The organism is Pedobacter sp. GW460-11-11-14-TSB4 (assembly GCF_059423705.1).
Map to the genome: position 1 here is coordinate 17,104 of NZ_JBWKYI010000025.1, position 17,886 is coordinate 34,989.

Here is a 17,886-nt window from a genome sequence, read left to right on the forward strand (position 1 = left end):
ATAATAAGAATGACAATAGAACAATTGATTTGGTTGGTTCCGTTACTTCCTTTTTTAGGGTTTGTAATTAATGGACTGGGCAGAAACTCTTTATCTAAAGGACTTGTTGGTATCATCGGAAGCGGCGTGATCTTAGCCTCCTTTATCATCAGCGTAGTTATTTTCTTTAGTTTACAAGGCGATACACAAAAATCTCACGAAGTATTTTTATTTGATTGGATCAGCGCAGGTGCTTTACACATCCCATTATCTTTCCTGGTTGATCCTTTAAGCTCAATCATGCTTTTGATCATCACTGGAATCGGTTTCCTGATCCATTTATATTCGACCAGCTATATGCACGATGATGCCGGATTCGGTAAATTCTTCGCTTACCTGAACCTGTTTGTATTCTTCATGCTTTTATTGGTATTGGGTTCAAACTATATTGTGATGTTCATCGGTTGGGAGGGTGTAGGTTTATGTTCATACCTGTTAATCGGTTTCTGGTATACGAACAGCGCTTATGCATCAGCAGCTAAAAAAGCTTTCGTAATGAACCGTATCGGCGATTTAGGCTTTTTATTAGGGGTGTTCTTAATCTTCACCACTTTTGGTAGTGTAGAGTTTGCTAAAGTTTTTCCTCAGGCTGCGAATATGTTGCCAGGTAATGATACTTTGGTTTTAATCACCATTTTATTATTTATCGGTGCATGCGGTAAATCGGCACAGTTGCCATTATTTACCTGGTTACCTGATGCAATGGCCGGACCAACACCAGTTTCGGCTTTGATTCACGCAGCAACGATGGTAACTGCTGGTATTTATATGATTGCCCGCTCGAGCATATTGTTCGATCTTGCACCGCTTACCCAGCACATTATTGCTATTGTTGGTGCAGCTACAGCTTTAGTTGCTGCAATTATTGCTTTAACGCAGACTGATATTAAAAAGGTATTGGCTTATTCAACGGTATCTCAATTGGGATATATGTTTTTAGGTCTGGGCGTTGGCGCTTATACAGGTTCATTCTTCCATGTTTTAACCCATGCATTCTTTAAAGCATTATTATTCTTAGGTGCAGGTTCAGTTATTCATGCCATGCATCATGAGCAGGATATGCGCCACATGGGTGGATTGAAAGGAAAACTTAAAACTACTTTTACCACCATGATGATCGGTACCATTGCTATTGCAGGTTTACCACCATTCTCTGGTTTCTTCTCAAAAGACGAAATTTTGGCCCATGCTTTCCAGGCTAGTCCAATACTTTGGGGAATTGGAGTTTTAACCGCATTCTTAACGGCATTCTATATGTTCAGAATGATGTTCCTGACTTTTTCTGGAAAATACCGTGGTACACACCATGCAGAAAGCCATATCCACGAATCGCCAACAGCGATGACTTTACCGTTAATCATTTTAGCAATTCTTGCTGCAATTGGTGGAGCAATCAATCTTCCACATGTTTTTGGTGGAAACGAGTGGCTGGCACATTGGTTAGCAGGAGCAGGTGTTGCACAACATGAATTAGATTTAAGCCATGCTACAGAATATACTTTAATGGGCGTTTCGGTAGCCGCCGCGGTAATTGCTTTACTATATGCTTATACCCGATATGTAAAAGGTGCACATGTTCCGGTTGCTGATGAAGCGCCACGTTCGGCATTGGCAAAATTATCATACAATAAATTCTATTTGGATGAGATTTATGATTTCCTGATCACTAAGCCATTAGATGCACTTTCTAAATTCTTTTACAGGATTATCGATAACAAGTTTATTGATGGAATTGTGAACGGACTGGGATGGAGCACAAACGAAGCCAGTAAAGGCATCCGTTTGTTGCAAAGTGGAAACGTAGGTTTCTATATATTTATGATGGTATTCGGTATCATCGCATTACTATTATATACATTTAGTTACATATTATAAAAAGGGTTCAAAATTAAATAATGGAACAACTTTTACTACTTATATTTCTTCCGCTTGTAGGTGCAATCGTTACTGCATTTGCGGGTAAATCGGCTAAAATAGTTTCGACCGTATTTTCGGTTGTTTCTTTAGGTTTAGCTTTGGTTATCGCCTGTAATTTCATCCCAAATGCAAGTACCCAGTTTGAGGTTAATTTGCCATGGATTGCAGATTTGGGTATCAATTTCCACGCTGGTATCGATGGCATTAGCATGCTTGTGGTATTGCTAACCAATTTATTGGTGCCGATCATTATTTTATCGAGCTACAATCACGAGTATAAAAATCCGGCTGCATTTTATGCCTTGATTTTATTTATGCAATGTGGCCTGTTATTGGTGTTTACGGCATTGGATGCTTTCTTGTTCTATATCGGATGGGAAGCAGCATTAATTCCAATCTATTTTATCTGTGCCATCTGGGGAGGAAAAGACCGCATAAGTATCAACATGAAATTTTTCGTGTATACCATTGCAGGTTCATTATTTATGTTGATGGGTATTATTTACCTATACCTTCAAAACCCGGCACACAATTTTGATATTCAGGCTTTTTACGCTTTAAACTTAGATAGTGCACAACAGGGATGGATTTTCTGGGCTTTCTTTATTGCCTTTGCCATTAAGATGCCAATTTTTCCTTTCCACACCTGGCAGCCTGATACATACACCGCGGCTCCTACACAGGGAACGATGTTATTATCGGGTGTCATGTTAAAAATGGGTATCTATGGTGTAATTAGGTGGTTGTTGCCAATTGTTCCCGCAGGCGTTCATGATTGGGGACAAGTAGCGATTGTTTTGTCTATCATCGGTATCGTTTATGCTTCGATAATTGCTTTTACACAAAAAGATGCAAAACGTTTAGTCGCTTATTCTTCTATCGCCCACGTTGGATTAATTTCTGCAGGTATCTTTGCTTTCAACCAGCAGGGGATGCAAGGTGCCATGGTGCAGATGTTGAGTCACGGTATTAACGTAGTAGGTTTATTCTTCGTTTTAGATATTATCTTTTCTCGTGTTAAAACAAATAAAATTGAAGAGTTGGGTGGAATTGCTAAAGTAGCACCTCAGTTAGCCCTTACTTTTCTGATCATCGTATTAGGCACTGTAGCACTACCGGGAACAAACGGATTTATTGGCGAATTTTTATTACTGATGGGCGTTTACAACTACGGCATTTGGGCTGCAGCCATCGCAGGCTTAACCATTATTTTTGGTGCAGTTTACATGTTACGCATGTACCAAAATGTAATGCTTGGCGAAACCAACAGCTTAACCATCACCTTCACCGATATTAAAGGAACTGAAAAATTGGTTCTTTATATTATATGTGCATTAATTATTGTTTTGGGCATTTATCCAAAACCGGTTTTGCATTTAACAGAGGCATCTGTACAACATTTATTAGAACAGGTAAATCAAAAATTAAACACAGTAAATTAAGCAATGAATATTATTATAACCATTAGTATAACAGCTTTTATAGTGCTTTATGCAGGTTTGTTTAAGGCAAATAAAGCATTATTACCACTTACCGTTGTTGGCTTACTTACTGCACTGGGATTTACTTTTTGTGCATGGAATAGCAATGCTGTTCATTTCGGAATGATGCAGACGGATAACTTTGCCCTGGCATTTTCCGGAATCTGTATTATCGGTACACTTTTGATCTTTTTATTAACACAGAACTATTTCCACGCTAAAAGCGATAACATAGCCGAATATTATACCCTGATTCTTTTCGCACTGGCCGGAATGATCATGATGGTATCGTATAAAAATATGGCCATGTTATTTGTAGGCTTAGAAATCATGTCGGTGAGTTTATACATTTTGGCAGGTATCCGTAAAAAGGATTTTGCCTCTAACGAAGCTTCCTTAAAGTATTTCTTAATGGGTGCTTTCTCAACAGGTTTCTTATTATTTGGTATCACCTTGATTTATGGCGCTACAGGGTCATTTGATCTAGACAAGATACAGGCTTATCTTGTAAATAGTCAGGCCATTTCTCCAATATTCTATCCAGGTGTTATCCTGATGATGATTGGTTTAAGCTTTAAGGTTGGTGCTGCCCCTTTCCATTTCTGGACTCCAGATGTATACGAAGGTGCTCCATCTTTAATTACCACCTTCATGAGTACGGTGGTTAAAACTGCAGGTTTTGCTGCTTTCCTAAGATTATTTGCTGGTGCACTTGCTCCACTTCACGATTTTTGGGTTGCACCCCTGATGGTGATTGTGTGTTTAACCTTATTCATCGGAAACGTAACTGCGCTATTCCAGAAGAACTTCAAACGCATGCTGGCTTACTCGAGTATCTCGCATGCTGGTTACCTGTTATTTTCGCTTATCGTGTTAACCAAAAACTCTGGAAACAGCGTATTGGTTTATGCGGCAGCTTATACCTTCGCATCAATTATCGCTTTTGCGGTGTTAATATTAGTGAAACAAAAAACGGGTAGCGATAGCTTCGAAAGTTTTAATGGTTTGGCTAAACGTAATCCCCTAGTTGCATTATGTTTAACTGTAGCCATGCTTTCATTAGCAGGTATTCCTTTAACAGCTGGTTTTATCGGGAAATATTTAATGTTCCTGAACGTAATGACCGAATATAAAACCTTACTGGTTGCATTTGCGATTTTAAATGCATTGGTTGGCTTCTATTATTATTTTAGGGTAATTGTAGCCATGTGGTTTAAAGACGGCGCAGAAACAGTGCTTTCAACCCCGGTGCAATACAAAGTTGTTTTATTGGTTTCTGTGGCAATTACACTAATTTTAGGTATTTATCCTGCAATTATTTTAAACCTGATATAGGTATGCTGTTGTTTAATAATTATTTGTAGTTTTACGAATAATTGAATATGCACGATTTTTGGAATAACCTGCATCAGCTACTTGACCCCGAGAAATTATTGAGGGAGGGTGGATTCTATCTAGTCGTATTCGTTATCTATGCAGAAACAGGCCTGTTTTTTGGTTTTTTTCTTCCCGGTGATTATTTATTGTTTTTAGCGGGAATGTTTGTGGCAACAGGCAAGCTGGATGTGAACATTGCGGTACTCCTGGCGGGTTTATGTATTGCAGCCATTTCCGGGAATTTTACCGGTTATTGGTTCGGACGTAAAACCGGCCCGGTATTGTACACCAGAAAAGACAGTTTCTTTTTTAAAAAGAGATATTTAAAAGCCGCTGAAGATTATTATCATAAACAAGGTGCCTTTGCGTTAATAATGGGCCGATTTGTACCTATTGTTAGAACTTTTGCACCGATTTTTGCAGGGGTAGTAAAACTAGACTTTAAAAAATTTGCTTTATATAATGTCGTGGGTGGGGTACTTTGGATCTGTTCCTTAACTTTGCTCGGTTATTTTTTAGGCAAAAGATTTGAAAAAGAAATTAACGATTATTTATTATATATTATTATTGGCTTTATCCTTATTACAACTATACCATTATTAATTACCTTTGTAAAAAGTAAAGTAGTGAGTGGTCCTGAAGAGGATAAAACAGATTTAAATTAAAAATGGCAAAAGACGATCATCACGCGTGGCATAGCGTATCTCCTGGACATAACGTTCCAGAAATTGTAAACGCAATTATTGAAATTCCAAAAGGTTCAAAAGCAAAATACGAAATAGATAAAGAATCTGGCTTAATTAAGTTAGACAGGGTTCTTTTTTCATCAGTAATGTATCCTGCAAACTATGGTTTTATTCCGCAAACTTATTGCGATGATAAAGATCCATTAGATATTTTAGTACTTTGTTCGGTAGATGTTTACCCAATGACATTGATTGAAGCTAAAGTAGTTGGTGTGATGCATATGGTTGATAATGGCGAACAAGATGATAAAATCATTGCTGTAGCTGCTCACGATATGTCTGTAAACTACATCAACGATTTAGATGAGTTGCCTCCACACCAAATGAAAGAGATTGTTCGTTTCTTTCAGGATTATAAAGCATTAGAAGATAAAAATGTAACTATCGAACATTTACTTGGTGTTCGTTATGCGCATAAAGTAATTAAAGAAAGCATAGAACTTTATAACACAACATTTAGAGAATTAGCTTAATGGATTTACCCACGGTCTGTTTGTTTTTAAATTTAGAGCTAAGTGCAATCCTGCCCACAAACGTAGTTTTGGTTGCTTTACAAGAACCTGATACCACTTCTGTAGGCTGGCGATTATTCTTTGCATTATTTTTGGTGTTACTTAACGGATTTTTTGTTGCAGCAGAGTTTGCAATTGTAAAAGTTCGGGCATCACAAATTGAAATTAAAGCAAAAACGGGCAGTCGGGTAGGCAAAATGGCCAAAGGGATTATTCATAATCTCGATGGATATCTGGCCGCCACACAGCTTGGTATAACGCTTGCATCACTTGGCTTAGGTTGGGTAGGTGAAGGCGTTATGCATACTATTTTCAAAAATCTTTTCGATAGTTTGGAGTGGGGTTTAAGCGAAGCTTCTATCCAGACCGCATCTACCATTGTTGCTTTCTCGCTCATTACCATTATGCACATTGTATTTGGCGAACTGGCACCAAAATCTTTTGCTATCCAAAGACCTGTAGCGACAACGTTATTCGTTTCAATACCACTTCAGTTATTTTATGTGGTATTTAGACCATTCATTTGGACGCTAAATAGCCTTGCTGCGATTATCCTTAAACCATTCGGAATTGATACTTCCAGCGGACATGAATCGCTGCATAGTACCGAAGAACTTCAGTATTTATTAGACCAGGGTAAAGAAAGTGGTGCATTAGATAATAACGAACATGAGCTGATTAAAAACGTATTCGATTTTAATGAGCGCGTAGTGAAGAATATCATGGTTCCCCGGACTAAGATTTCGGGTATTGAATTAACTTCTCCAAAAGAAGAAGTGATTGATACGATTATTAAAGAGGGCTATTCCCGCTTGCCGGTTTACGATGATATTATGGATAAAATTGTAGGAATTATCCATGCAAAAGATATTTTACCATTGGTTGCCGCAGGTAACCAGCACTGGACCTTAAACGATATCATCAGAAAACCATATTTCGTTACAGAAACAAAGAAAATCAACGATCTGATGAGCGAACTGCAAAGTAACCGCATACAGATTGCTATTGTATTGGACGAGTTTGGCGGTACAGCAGGTATGGTTACCTTAGAAGATATAGTTGAAGAACTTGTAGGAGAAATCCAGGATGAATACGATGAGGAAAAACCACTGGTAGAAAAAGTGTCTGACAATGAGTTTATCGTAAATGCGTTCGCTACTGTATATGATGTGAATGAACATTTGCCTCACGATTTACCAGAGGATGAAGATTTCGATACCATTGGCGGATTGGTTTCTCACGTTTTTGAACGTATCCCTGAGGTCGGCGAAAGCAACGAATCATATGGTTATCTGTTTACTATCCTTAAGAAGACAGAGCAGAATATCGAAACAATCAAGTTAGAATTGGTGATCAATAAAGCAGATATGGTTGATAATCATTAATTTCAACTATGCATATTTTTTACACGCCAGATATAACCCAAAATACCTATACACTTAACGAAGAAGAGAGTAAACACTGCGTGAGGGTCCTTCGCCTGACCGTAGGCTCGATTGTTAACCTCGTTGATGGGAAAGGTGGTTTTTATACAGCTGAAATCACTTCCGATAATCCAAAAAAAGTTTCTTTAAGCATTTTAAAAGTAGAAAGGGAGTTTCATAAAAGAAACCATTACCTGCATATTGCTGTCGCACCAACCAAAAATATCGACCGTATCGAATGGTTTTTAGAGAAAGCAACAGAGCTGGGGATTGATGAAATTACACCAATTATTACCGATCGATCGGAGCGCAGGGTAGTTAAAGAAGACCGCCTCATTAAGGTGATCACTTCTGCAGTAAAACAGTCAATTAAAGCTTATCATCCCAAATTAAATGATGCTATTTCTTATGATGCTTTTTTAAAAGAATCATTTGATGGTGAAAAACTAATAGCGCATTGTATCGATAACGGAGAGAAAGAATATATATCCAAATTAGTAGCTCCACATCAAAAATATTTAATTCTTATTGGTCCGGAAGGAGATTTCACACCTGATGAAGTTAATTTAGCTTTGAACAAAGGCTTTAAAGCATTAACTTTAGGTGATAACAGGTTGCGCACAGAAACGGCTGCTTTATCTGTTTGTTTTGAAATCAATTACCTTAACCGATAATCAATTTGAAGTTTTCAGTTTTTAGTTTTCAGTTTCCGAAATTCAGGTTTATTGCTTTTGGCCTTGGCCTTTTAGCTTTTTGCTTTGTGCTGTCTGCTTTTAGTTCGTTACCGCCAACCTACCGGATGGCCAAATTAAAGTATAATGGTGGCGGCGATTGGTATGCCGATAGAACAGCCCTGCCTAATTTAATTGCCTACTGTAATGCCAATCTGAAAACTAATTTTTATGCAGAAGAAAGCATCGTTGAAGTAGGCTCAAAAGAAATTTTTAATTACCCCTTTGTTTATATGACTGGACACGGAAACGTGGTTTTTAACGATCAGGAAATTAAAAATTTAAGGCAATACCTTACCGGCGGTGGTTTTCTTCATATAGACGATAATTATGGATTGGATAAATTTATCCGTCCGCAAATGAAAAAAGTATTTCCAGAACTAAGTTTTGTTGAATTGCCTGCAAACCATGCTGTGTATAACCAGAAATTTAAGTTTCCCGCAGGCTTGCCAAAAATCCATGAACATGATAATAAAAGACCTCAGGGATTTGCATTGATATATAAGGGAAGAGTAGTTTGTTATTACACCTTTGAATGCGATTTAGGGAACGGTTGGGAAGACTTTGGCACTTATCCTGAAGATACGCAGGAAACAAGGACAAAGGCGCTAAAAATGGGCGCAAATTTAGTTCAGTACGCTTTAACTCAGTAGCGAATGTATAAAGTAAAAGTAAACGACCAGTTTTTATTCGAAATTGAACATAACGAATCGGCCTTGCTGGTAAATGGAGATCCGGTTCAGCTTGATTTAAGTACGATGAGTAATCGCAATACTCATGTTTTATATCAGAATAAATCTTTTAATACCGAAATCGTTGAGCTGAACAAAGCAGATAAAACCTGTAAAGTAAAAGTAAACGGTAATATCTACCAGATTAGCATCGAAGATCAGTTTGATGTTTTGTTAAAACAACTCGGCCTCGATAATTTAACGGCTAATAAAGTTTCAGAAATTAAAGCCCCGATGCCTGGTTTGGTACTAAAGGTTTTGGTTGAAGAAAATGCCGAGGTAAAGAAAGGGGATAATTTACTGGTGCTGGAAGCCATGAAAATGGAAAACATCCTAAAATCATCAACTGATGGCGTAGTAAAGAAAGTTTTGATTAAACAGGGCGATAAGGTGGAGAAGAATCAGATTTTGATTCAGTTTAAATAATTTTTGCCTCTGAAGTACGTCATTTCGAGCGGAGTGAAACAAAGTCGAGAAATCTGTTTAGATAGATCTCTCCATTCCACTGCGTTTCAGTCGAGATGACGAATTTCGGTTGAATTATTCAAGTTAGATATACCAAAATATAACTGTAAAAAAAAAGTCCCGATTTAATGTCGGGACTTTTCTTTTTTATTTACCTCTGCTAACCCGGTAAGGTTTTTGAGGAGGGTTTTTGAAATTTCTTTTGCCTGCAGTGCTAATTTCAGGAGCGCCAAGCATCGTCATGGCACAACGGAAACCAACTTCAGCTGATGATTCATCTTGTTGCATAAAACGACGAGTTGCCGGATTTAACCAGTAAGCCATATCATTCCAGGACCCACCTTTGTAAACTCTTGATTTATCGTTTACCAATGTTACACCTTCTTCATTTAATAAAGTGTTTTGTCTGTCACGATAGCCTCTTTGATCGGCCTGATAGCTGGTTGATGCAACCGGAGATTGCGGATCAGTCGATTTTGAAATCGAATCAGAACGTTTTGCCTGCGCTTGTTTTTCTGCCCAGGTTTGTTTTCTTCCGGCATAAGCATTTTCCTTAATCGGATTGCCATATTTGTCCAATGCAATTTTTCCGTTTTGCGAATCCTCTAGTTTTTTATTAGTAAAGTAGTTACCACGGTAAGGGTTAAATGCATCTGCATCGGTAAATGTACCTGTTCTGTAAACATCATTAACCCATTCATTCACGTTTCCAGCCATGTTGTATAAGCCGAAGTCGTTTGGAGTGTATTGAATAACCGGAACAGTTAAATCTCCTTTATCATTTAACGAACCGCCAACACCCATATAATCGCCAGGTGCTCTTTTAAAGTTGGCCTGAATCATACCTCTGGTTTTCTTTTTAGCCGAACTAACACCTAAACCATTCCAGGGGTAAATTTTATTCTGATTGATGTTTTCGTATTCTGTATTGCCAATTAAACCCAAAGCAGCATATTCCCACTCTGCTTCTGTTGGTAAACGGTAAGGTTGCATAATTACACCATCTTCCAGTGTTGCATTTCTTCTAGGCTGGTTATTTCTTCCAGTACCTGCAGCTGCCGTTCCTCCAGCTGTAGTTGTTGCAGCACCAGATTTTGTATTGTAATCGATTGGAGCATTTTTTCCCTTGTCATCATACTGGCCATTTAAATAGGCATCAGTATTAAAAGGTTTGTCTGGTTTTGGAGTTGCCGCTGCTGTAGTAGCAGTATTGCTTTTTCCATTGCCGGCTAATGTCTTATAATCAGTTAAAATTCCTTTTTCACGTAGAATAAATTCGTTAGCTCTCGAAGTTCTCCACTCGCAATAACGCGATGCCTGCTCCCATGAAACACCTACAACAGGGTAATCACGGTAAGCCGGGTGTCTTAAATAGTTATCTACATAAGGCTCATTATAAGATAATGCACGGCGCCATACTAAAGTATCAGGAAGCTCATTATAATAAAACTCACGATCTTCAGGATAGTTATATCTGATCCAGTGTAAGTATTCTAACCAATCGGTATTCGATACTTCAGTTTCATCCATGTAAAAAGATGGTACCGTAACCTGTCTTTTGTAATTGTAAATGTTTGGTTCAACACCCGCAACCTCGATGGCACTACCACCAACAACTAAAACTCCACCTTCGATTGGAATTAAGCCAGGCCCCGGAGCTCTCTTATATTGAGTAGCTACAGCAAAAGCACCAGATTGGTTATTTTTGCTTTTCCTATCGGCATAAGGAATACCTGTTTTGCTGGAACTATTCCCTCCTTTTGAGCTACAGCTCGTAAGTAGGGCGGCTAATGACAAACAAGTAAAAGAATATAGTAATAGTTTTTTCATATAATTCGTTGGTAATATCGTCCCCATGGGGATTCAACCGATAAAATTAAACAATTTTAAATGAATATATAAATAATGTGATAATAAAATATCGATTATATTTTTGAGTGATAACGTATTATTTTAAAGCGTATTGTGTCTGTTTACTTTTTAAGTTAAAATTAGGCTAAATAATTATAAATAAGCAAGATAAAAAGATAAATTGGTCATCAGAGCTTGGAGTAAATAAGCTATGAAGCTATTAGGTATAATTACATTTATTAAGGTTCAGCCCATATGAATGATTAATATTTCTACATTTTGGGATCACTAGCACATAAAAGAGTAGCGTACAAATTTATAGTGTTGTAAATAAATTAATCCATATTTGATTTAAAGATTGCGAAGATCAAATTGATAAATTGAATTAATATTTTTTTACAGAAAAAATAAAACACCTGAATTACAATGCTAAGTGCTTATTAATTATAGCTTTATATTTTGTGTAGTCACGCAGGTATGTAAAAATCGTAGGTTTAATTAGTAAATAATCATAGAATTCGTAATTTGGTGAAATATAAGTTTTGGTTTTGCGTTACAGAATATATTCTCCAGTTATTGCTAAATACCAAAATCTAAAATTACGTACCTTTAAAGGATGAATTTCAAGTACATCAGTAAACTTGCTTTTTCTGCACTCTCAATGGCCTTGGTGTTTGGTAAAACAAATGCTCAGGTAACCATAGGCAATACCCAAACAAATGGTAGCGAGGCAAACAATATAGTAACAGCAGTTCCATTTCTGCTGATCACACCCGATGCCCGTGCCGGCGCAATGGGCGATGCTGGCGTGGCCGTTGCAGGTGATGTAAACTCAGCCAGTATTAATGCCTCTAAACTTGCTTTTTTAGATAAACCTTATGGTTTTTCAGTTTCATATAGCCCATGGTTAAAAAGTTTGGTGCCTGATATTAATCTGGCTTATTTAAGTGGTTTTTACAAACTGGATGACCGCAATACCATTGGTGCATCTTTAAGATATTTTTCTTTAGGCTCAATCCAGCTTACTGATATCAACCAACAGGACCTGGGCATTTCCAATCCAAATGAGTTGGCTTTTGATGTTTCTTTCGCCCGTAATTTTGGTAAAGAGTTTTCACTGGGCACTTCATTAAGATATATCTATTCAAATTTAGTTTCGGGTCAGTTTGCATCTTCCGGACAAGTGCACAGCGGAAATGCGGTAGCAGTTGATGTTTCGGGATTGTATAAAACGACTACAACGTTATTTGGCAAACAGGCTGTTCTTTCTGCCGGTGCCAATATTTCCAACATCGGAACGAAAATGAGCTATTCTGATGGTGGAGAAAATTTCTTTTTACCTACCAATTTTAAACTGGGAGGGGCGTCTACCTTTACGATGGACGATTTTAGTACCTTAACCTTTGCACTCGATTTTAATAAATTGTTGGTGCCAACACAACCCATATACGATTCGAACAATAACATTGTCAGCGGAAAAGATCCAAACCGCTCCGTTCCAGCAGGTATTTTTGGTTCATTTACTGATGCCCCTGGTGGTTTTAGTGAAGAATTAAAAGAAGTTGGAATTTCTACAGGATTGGAATATTGGTATAACCAGCAGTTTGCGGTTAGGGCCGGTTACAACTACCAAAGCCCAATGAAAGGCGATAGCCGCTACTTTACCTTGGGCGTTGGGTTAAAATACAATGTTTTTAATATCGATTTCTCTTATTTAATTGCAAATGCACAAACTAGTCCGCTTGCAAATACCTTACGTTTTGGTCTATTGTTTAACTTTGGCGAGAATAAAAGCAAAAGATAAAAAAGACTAAAGCAAAATATAGATGAAAATTAGAGTAGGTTTCGGATTCGATGTACATCAGTTAAAAGATCAACATCCATTTGTTGTTGGTGGGGTTACATTAGATCATCATAAAGGTGCTTTTGGGCATTCGGATGCTGATGTTTTGCTTCATGCCATTTGCGACGCACTTTTAGGTGCAGCCAATCTTCGTGATATTGGTTTTCACTTTAAAAATACCGATGATCGGTGGAAAGGCATCAGTAGCATCATTTTATTAAGGGAAACGGTTAAATTGCTGGCGGAAAAAGGATGGCAAATTGGCAATATCGATGCTATGCTTTGTTTAGAAGCACCAAAAATTAATCCCCATATTCCTGCCATGCAACAAAATATTGCAGAAGCCATTGGGATATCTACTGACGATATTTCGATAAAAGCAACTACCAATGAGCAAATGGGCTTTATCGGCAGGGAAGAAGGCGTTGTTTCTTATGCGGTCTGCCTGATAGAAAAACCTTAATTTACACTAGAATTTCGGGCGCTTAAGTAAGAAATAGGTAAGCCTATACAGAAAATCAGAATCACCACATTTAAAATTGCCCGTTCGTAATTAAATGGTGCCGCTGGTATTTTGGTTAGCGGAACAATCAATAGCGTCATGATCGTCCAAACAATAATGGCATAGATTATTCCTGATAGGATGATATTCTTTCGTAAAACAGTGGTTTTTGTTGATGCTATGGTATAAACTAAGGCAAAACTAAAAGCAATAAAGTAATGGAGTGCCAGGCCAATAAGGGCTGTTTTAATTCCTCCGCTAAAAGCTGCTGGTCCCAGAATAGCACTGGCGATGTATTGAAATACACCCATAAAATTCATCTTTCCTAAAAATATAACTGCTGCCAATCCATCTAATGTTCCGGCAATAAGTGTAATCAATAAAACCTTTTTAAATGAAAATGGTATTTGGTTAGATTTTTCCATTAACAATAATAATGTTTTTTTTAAATAGCTTGTTATGAATTGTTTATGTTTTTTGTTGGGGTGAGGGGTAGATGGCGAACAAAGAAGCCAAGTTTCAAAAAACTTGGCTTCTTTTTAAATAGTCTTTCCATTAAGACCCTGAAATAAATTCAGGGTGACGCAGCGATAAATATTACGCCAACTGCTCTTTAACATTCCCCGTCCGCTTTAACGTCCCCCAGGTTTCCAGCTCACCTTTTATGGCTTTTCTGAACGAGCGGAATAGTACAACATACATTAACTGTCGCCAAAAAAACCGTTGCGGGAAGATGTAAAGTAAATTCGTGTACTTCTCTTTTTCCATGCGGAAGGCCATAGCTGCAAAAATCATATCTACAACAATAAAAATAATGTAATAGAAAAGCACCTGACCAAAACCATTATGCAGGCTTAAAATTCCTGAAAATCCGGTTAGGGTTAAATTATTGATGGCACTTAATGAGAATAAACCACTAATTAAGGAGATAAACATGAAAAGATCGGCCAATGGCGAAAATAATGGTAAAATGATCTGATAGATCAAAATATTTGGCATGCCTACCATTCCAAAATAACCATATTTCTTATTCAGTAGTGTTTTTCTGTTTTTCCAGAAGCTTTGCATTACGCCAAAACTCCAGCGAAAACGTTGTTTAAGCAACATGTTCACCGTTTCTGGTGCTTCAGTGTAAGCAATTGCAGTATCACAGTTTTTTACACGATAACCGGCTTTCAAAATACGCATGGTTAAATCGCAGTCTTCGGCAAGTGTATCAATGGTAAATCCGCCGATTTCTACAATCACATTTTTTCTGAAAGCGCCAATTGCTCCTGGTACAACCGTAATGGTATTTAATAAGTCGAAAGCACGCCTATCCATATTCTGTGCAGTGATATATTCAATAGACTGCCATTTGGTAATAATGTTGTTGGCATTTCCAACTTTCACCGTGCCAGCTACTGCCGCAATTTGGTCGCTATAAAAATAACGCATCAGTTCGGTTACTGCATCATCTTTTAGCTGGGTATCGGCATCAATACACACTACAAAGTCAGCACTGGCCTTTGATATGCCATAATTTAAAGCCGAAGCTTTACCACCGTTAGCCTTGCGGAAAACCTTTACCTGTGGATGGTTACCAAAATGTTGGTCAATAATTTCAAAGGTTTTGTCTTTTGAACCATCATCTACAAAAATCAGTTCAAAATCGGGATATGTGGTTTTTAAAAGACTATTAATGGTTTGCACAGCAGTAACCTCTTCATTATAAGCTGGAATGATGATACTCACTTTTGCTGAAGGATTTGTTATCAACTTGCCGGCATGCTGTTTTGCCCTTTTTCGCTGCCTGATCGCCAGATAAGCAATAAAAATGGTCCTCAAAATAGCAAGTACAATGGCTACGGAAAAGATGATGTTTAAAATCATGTTGCCGTAGTAAAAGAAGTTGATGAAAAAATAATCACCGGAGCCTGAAAAACCACTGTTTGCGGTAGATTTTACTGCAGGCATCAGCTCTGATCTTTTTTTACCCATTAAATCGCCAACTGTTGTAAAGGTATAACCCTTGGCTTTGAAGAATTTTATAATCCGGGGTAAAGCGGCAACAGTCGCTTCGCGATTTCCGCCTGCATCGTGCAATAAAAGAATATTGCCATTGTCCTGCTGCTTCACTACTTCATTAAATATCTGATCAGCAGTTTTTCCAGGTTCCCAATCTTCAGGATCGATATATTCACCAACATTGATGTAATTCTCTTTACGGCTCTGGGCAACCGGCAAAATTTCGGAAATGTTTTGGGGTTCGGCATCGGCGTTAAATGGTGCACGGAACAAAATTGTACTGTGGCCTGTAACGGCTTCAATTAACCTGCGGGTAGCATTGAGCTCGAACTTTACCCGTCTTGGTCCGATGGCCGACATATCAGGGTGGAAGAATGTATGGTTTCCAATCTCATAACCATCATTATACTCCTGTCTCAACAGTTCCATGTTCTGTTCAGCCATAATGCCAACGACGAAGAAACAGCCAGGCACTTTCTCCTGCCTTAAAATATTTAATACTTGTGGTGTGTAAACCGGATCGGGACCATCATCAAAGGTTAAGGCGATTTTCTTATCGGCCTCTCCAAACCTTTTAATTACGTATTGCTCTGGTAGTCGGGTATATTTTTGATCAGCAATAGAGAAATTGTCTTTTTTTAAAGTGAATTTCACGCTGCCTGGTGTGGGGGTAGAAATCAGATCCAGAATTTCGCCATCGCCCAAGTAGGAGATGCCTCCCATGTTTAATGAGGCAATTTTGCGTAAATCGAATGGTTTTTTCTTTAAAGTATCCAGACTAAGGTCATTAGAAATAAAAGACCATAAACGTTTGTCCTCAGAGCCTAAACGCCATAAGGCTATGCCAGCAATATCCCAGTCATCAGCCTTGCGGATTAAATTAAAATAGGTTGCCGCATCAGTAAAGTAAACCTCATGTTTTATTCCACTGCCATCGTTGTAAGTATAGTTTAAGTTGGCAGAAGCCGGATCGTAGTTTATTTTACTTTTATAATTAACAGCACTGGTCATGGCATCTTCGTAGGTTACTGATTTACCCACACTATTTTGTGGCCAATCGTAACCGTAGCAAGCCAGGGCCAGGATTACTTTGCTGGCATCAACTTTACTGCAAATATCATCCAGTTTTTCTTCCACCCATTCCTGATGAGAAATATCGCCCGCATTACTTTGCTCGGTATGCTGATCATAAGCCATCAATACAATGTAATCGTTATATTTTTGAAGAATTTCGGGTTTATAATCATCGTTTTCTGGTGAAATATCCTGAGAAACAATCAGTTTTTCTGCATGAAACTGGCCATAAAGGTTTTTCATGAAAGCATTAAAACTGTCGCTGTTCTCGAGGTTCAGTTCTTCAAAATCGATATTAATTCCTCTGTAACCATATTTTTTGGTAATGGCAATCAAATCATAGATGAGTTTTTGCTGCGCGGGCTGATCATTTAATAACCGCCTTACCGCTGCACCATCCCAATGATCTTTATTGTAATTCGAAACCACTGCAATAGCCGATTTTTTAGCTTTATGGATTACTTTTAAAGCTGCTGTATCTGCTTTATCAACAATAGAATCGCCGTTTAAAAAGAAAGATTCTGTAGCCACCATATCCAAATGGCCGATGTTCCTTTTAAGATCGGGTAATGATTTGCTCACTGTGGAAGCCCAGCTCACATAAAAAGCCATATTTATGCGTTTGCTGTTGCCGCGATGGGTTAAAATACGATGCTCCCGGTCTCTTTTAATTTTTTGAAGCTTCGACTTTTCGATCGTGAAATCCCGATACTGTTGCGATTTTTTTAACTTCTCTAACTGTTTTTCCGTTAAGGGTGTATTGGTATTTATAAAAGGCAAATTTGGTGCCTGTACCGATGATAGGGTATACACCACGCAGATAATTGCGCCTATGAAAACTAAAAAAAATGTGCGGCTTACCCAGGTAAAGGTGTGCCAGCGTCTTTTAGTCTCAGTTTGAAATATTTGTTTTCCGGACATTTTTCTTTTCTGATTTATTAATCAAATGTCACTAACGAATATGAAGATTGTATGAATGCTAAATTGGAATGGTTAAGATGATTGATCGTCTGGCCTGTTTTGAAATGCTGATTTTATCTCTCTATTTATCAGGGGAATAGGAAGTCTTCTGAATCTTTACATCATTAAGAGTTTAAGGTGGTTAAGGTTTTCTTGCATGATTGAAACGCGATAAGAGGGAAACGAAAAAAGCATGGTCATTCTGAGAGGTCAGCTTTAGGAAAAT

14 protein-coding genes are annotated in these 17,886 nt (G+C 37.9%); 11 read left to right on the forward strand and 3 right to left on the reverse strand.

Going from position 1 to position 17,886, the window contains the following annotated elements; genetic code table 11:
• Nucleotides 1–9: 9 nt before the first annotated feature.
• The 9 genes from nuoL to AC07YT_RS19755 all read left to right on the forward strand — a co-directional run bounded on the left by nuoL (nucleotide 10) and on the right by AC07YT_RS19755 (nucleotide 9,384).
• Nucleotides 10–1,914, forward strand: coding sequence for an NADH-quinone oxidoreductase subunit L (gene nuoL, locus AC07YT_RS19715; RefSeq protein ID WP_494945488.1), 1,905 nt, complete (start codon nucleotides 10–12; stop codon nucleotides 1,912–1,914).
• Nucleotides 1,915–1,934: 20 nt separating this feature from the next.
• The gene (locus AC07YT_RS19720) at nucleotides 1,935–3,398 is read left to right on the forward strand and encodes a complex I subunit 4 family protein (protein WP_086548878.1); all 1,464 of its coding nucleotides are present in this window, start codon (nucleotides 1,935–1,937) and stop codon (nucleotides 3,396–3,398) included.
• Nucleotides 3,399–3,401: 3 nt separating this feature from the next.
• The gene (locus tag AC07YT_RS19725) at nucleotides 3,402–4,772 is read left to right on the forward strand and encodes an NADH-quinone oxidoreductase subunit N (RefSeq protein ID WP_086548879.1); all 1,371 of its coding nucleotides are present in this window, start codon (nucleotides 3,402–3,404) and stop codon (nucleotides 4,770–4,772) included.
• A 47-nt stretch (nucleotides 4,773–4,819) separates the two neighbouring features.
• A complete protein-coding gene (locus AC07YT_RS19730) occupies nucleotides 4,820–5,479 on the forward strand; it encodes a DedA family protein (protein WP_086548880.1) in 660 nt (219 codons plus the stop codon).
• Between the two features lie 2 nt (nucleotides 5,480–5,481).
• Nucleotides 5,482–6,033, forward strand: coding sequence for an inorganic diphosphatase (locus AC07YT_RS19735; RefSeq protein WP_025146339.1), 552 nt, complete (start codon nucleotides 5,482–5,484; stop codon nucleotides 6,031–6,033).
• Nucleotides 6,033–7,457, forward strand: a complete 1,425-nt coding sequence (locus AC07YT_RS19740; RefSeq protein WP_086548881.1) for a hemolysin family protein — start codon at nucleotides 6,033–6,035, stop codon at nucleotides 7,455–7,457. The genes AC07YT_RS19735 and AC07YT_RS19740 overlap by 1 nt, the downstream gene beginning before the upstream one ends.
• 8 nt (nucleotides 7,458–7,465) lie before the next feature.
• Entirely contained in the window at nucleotides 7,466–8,170 is a 705-nt protein-coding gene (locus tag AC07YT_RS19745) for a 16S rRNA (uracil(1498)-N(3))-methyltransferase (RefSeq protein WP_086548882.1), read from the forward strand.
• 125 nt (nucleotides 8,171–8,295) lie between these two features.
• A complete protein-coding gene (locus AC07YT_RS19750) occupies nucleotides 8,296–8,880 on the forward strand; it encodes a DUF4159 domain-containing protein (protein WP_494945493.1) in 585 nt (194 codons plus the stop codon).
• Between the two features lie 3 nt (nucleotides 8,881–8,883).
• Entirely contained in the window at nucleotides 8,884–9,384 is a 501-nt protein-coding gene (locus tag AC07YT_RS19755; protein WP_086548883.1) for an acyl-CoA carboxylase biotin carboxyl carrier protein subunit, read from the forward strand.
• A 186-nt stretch (nucleotides 9,385–9,570) separates the two neighbouring features.
• Here AC07YT_RS19755 and AC07YT_RS19760 read toward each other — a convergent pair whose 3' ends face one another.
• A complete protein-coding gene (locus AC07YT_RS19760; protein ID WP_494945489.1) occupies nucleotides 9,571–11,253 on the reverse strand; it encodes an SUMF1/EgtB/PvdO family nonheme iron enzyme in 1,683 nt (560 codons plus the stop codon).
• A 637-nt stretch (nucleotides 11,254–11,890) separates the two neighbouring features.
• On the opposite strand from AC07YT_RS19760, the gene porV reads away from it, so the two are divergent.
• Nucleotides 11,891–13,078: a type IX secretion system outer membrane channel protein PorV gene (gene porV, locus AC07YT_RS19765; RefSeq protein ID WP_086548885.1), complete on the forward strand. Its 1,188-nt coding sequence runs from the start codon at nucleotides 11,891–11,893 to the stop codon at nucleotides 13,076–13,078.
• Between the two features lie 22 nt (nucleotides 13,079–13,100).
• On the forward strand, nucleotides 13,101–13,580 hold the full coding sequence (ispF, locus tag AC07YT_RS19770) for a 2-C-methyl-D-erythritol 2,4-cyclodiphosphate synthase (RefSeq protein ID WP_086548886.1): 480 nt from the start codon (nucleotides 13,101–13,103) through the stop codon (nucleotides 13,578–13,580).
• On the opposite strand, the gene AC07YT_RS19775 is transcribed toward ispF, so the two are convergent.
• Complete coding sequence (locus tag AC07YT_RS19775) at nucleotides 13,577–14,044, reverse strand: hypothetical protein (RefSeq protein ID WP_086548887.1); 468 nt, start codon at nucleotides 14,042–14,044, stop codon at nucleotides 13,577–13,579. The two genes, ispF and AC07YT_RS19775, sit on opposite strands and share 4 nt — an antisense overlap.
• 172 nt (nucleotides 14,045–14,216) lie before the next feature.
• Complete coding sequence (locus AC07YT_RS19780) at nucleotides 14,217–17,621, reverse strand: trifunctional glycoside hydrolase family 18/polysaccharide deacetylase/glycosyltransferase family 2 protein (RefSeq protein WP_086548888.1); 3,405 nt, start codon at nucleotides 17,619–17,621, stop codon at nucleotides 14,217–14,219.
• Nucleotides 17,622–17,886 lie beyond the last annotated feature (265 nt).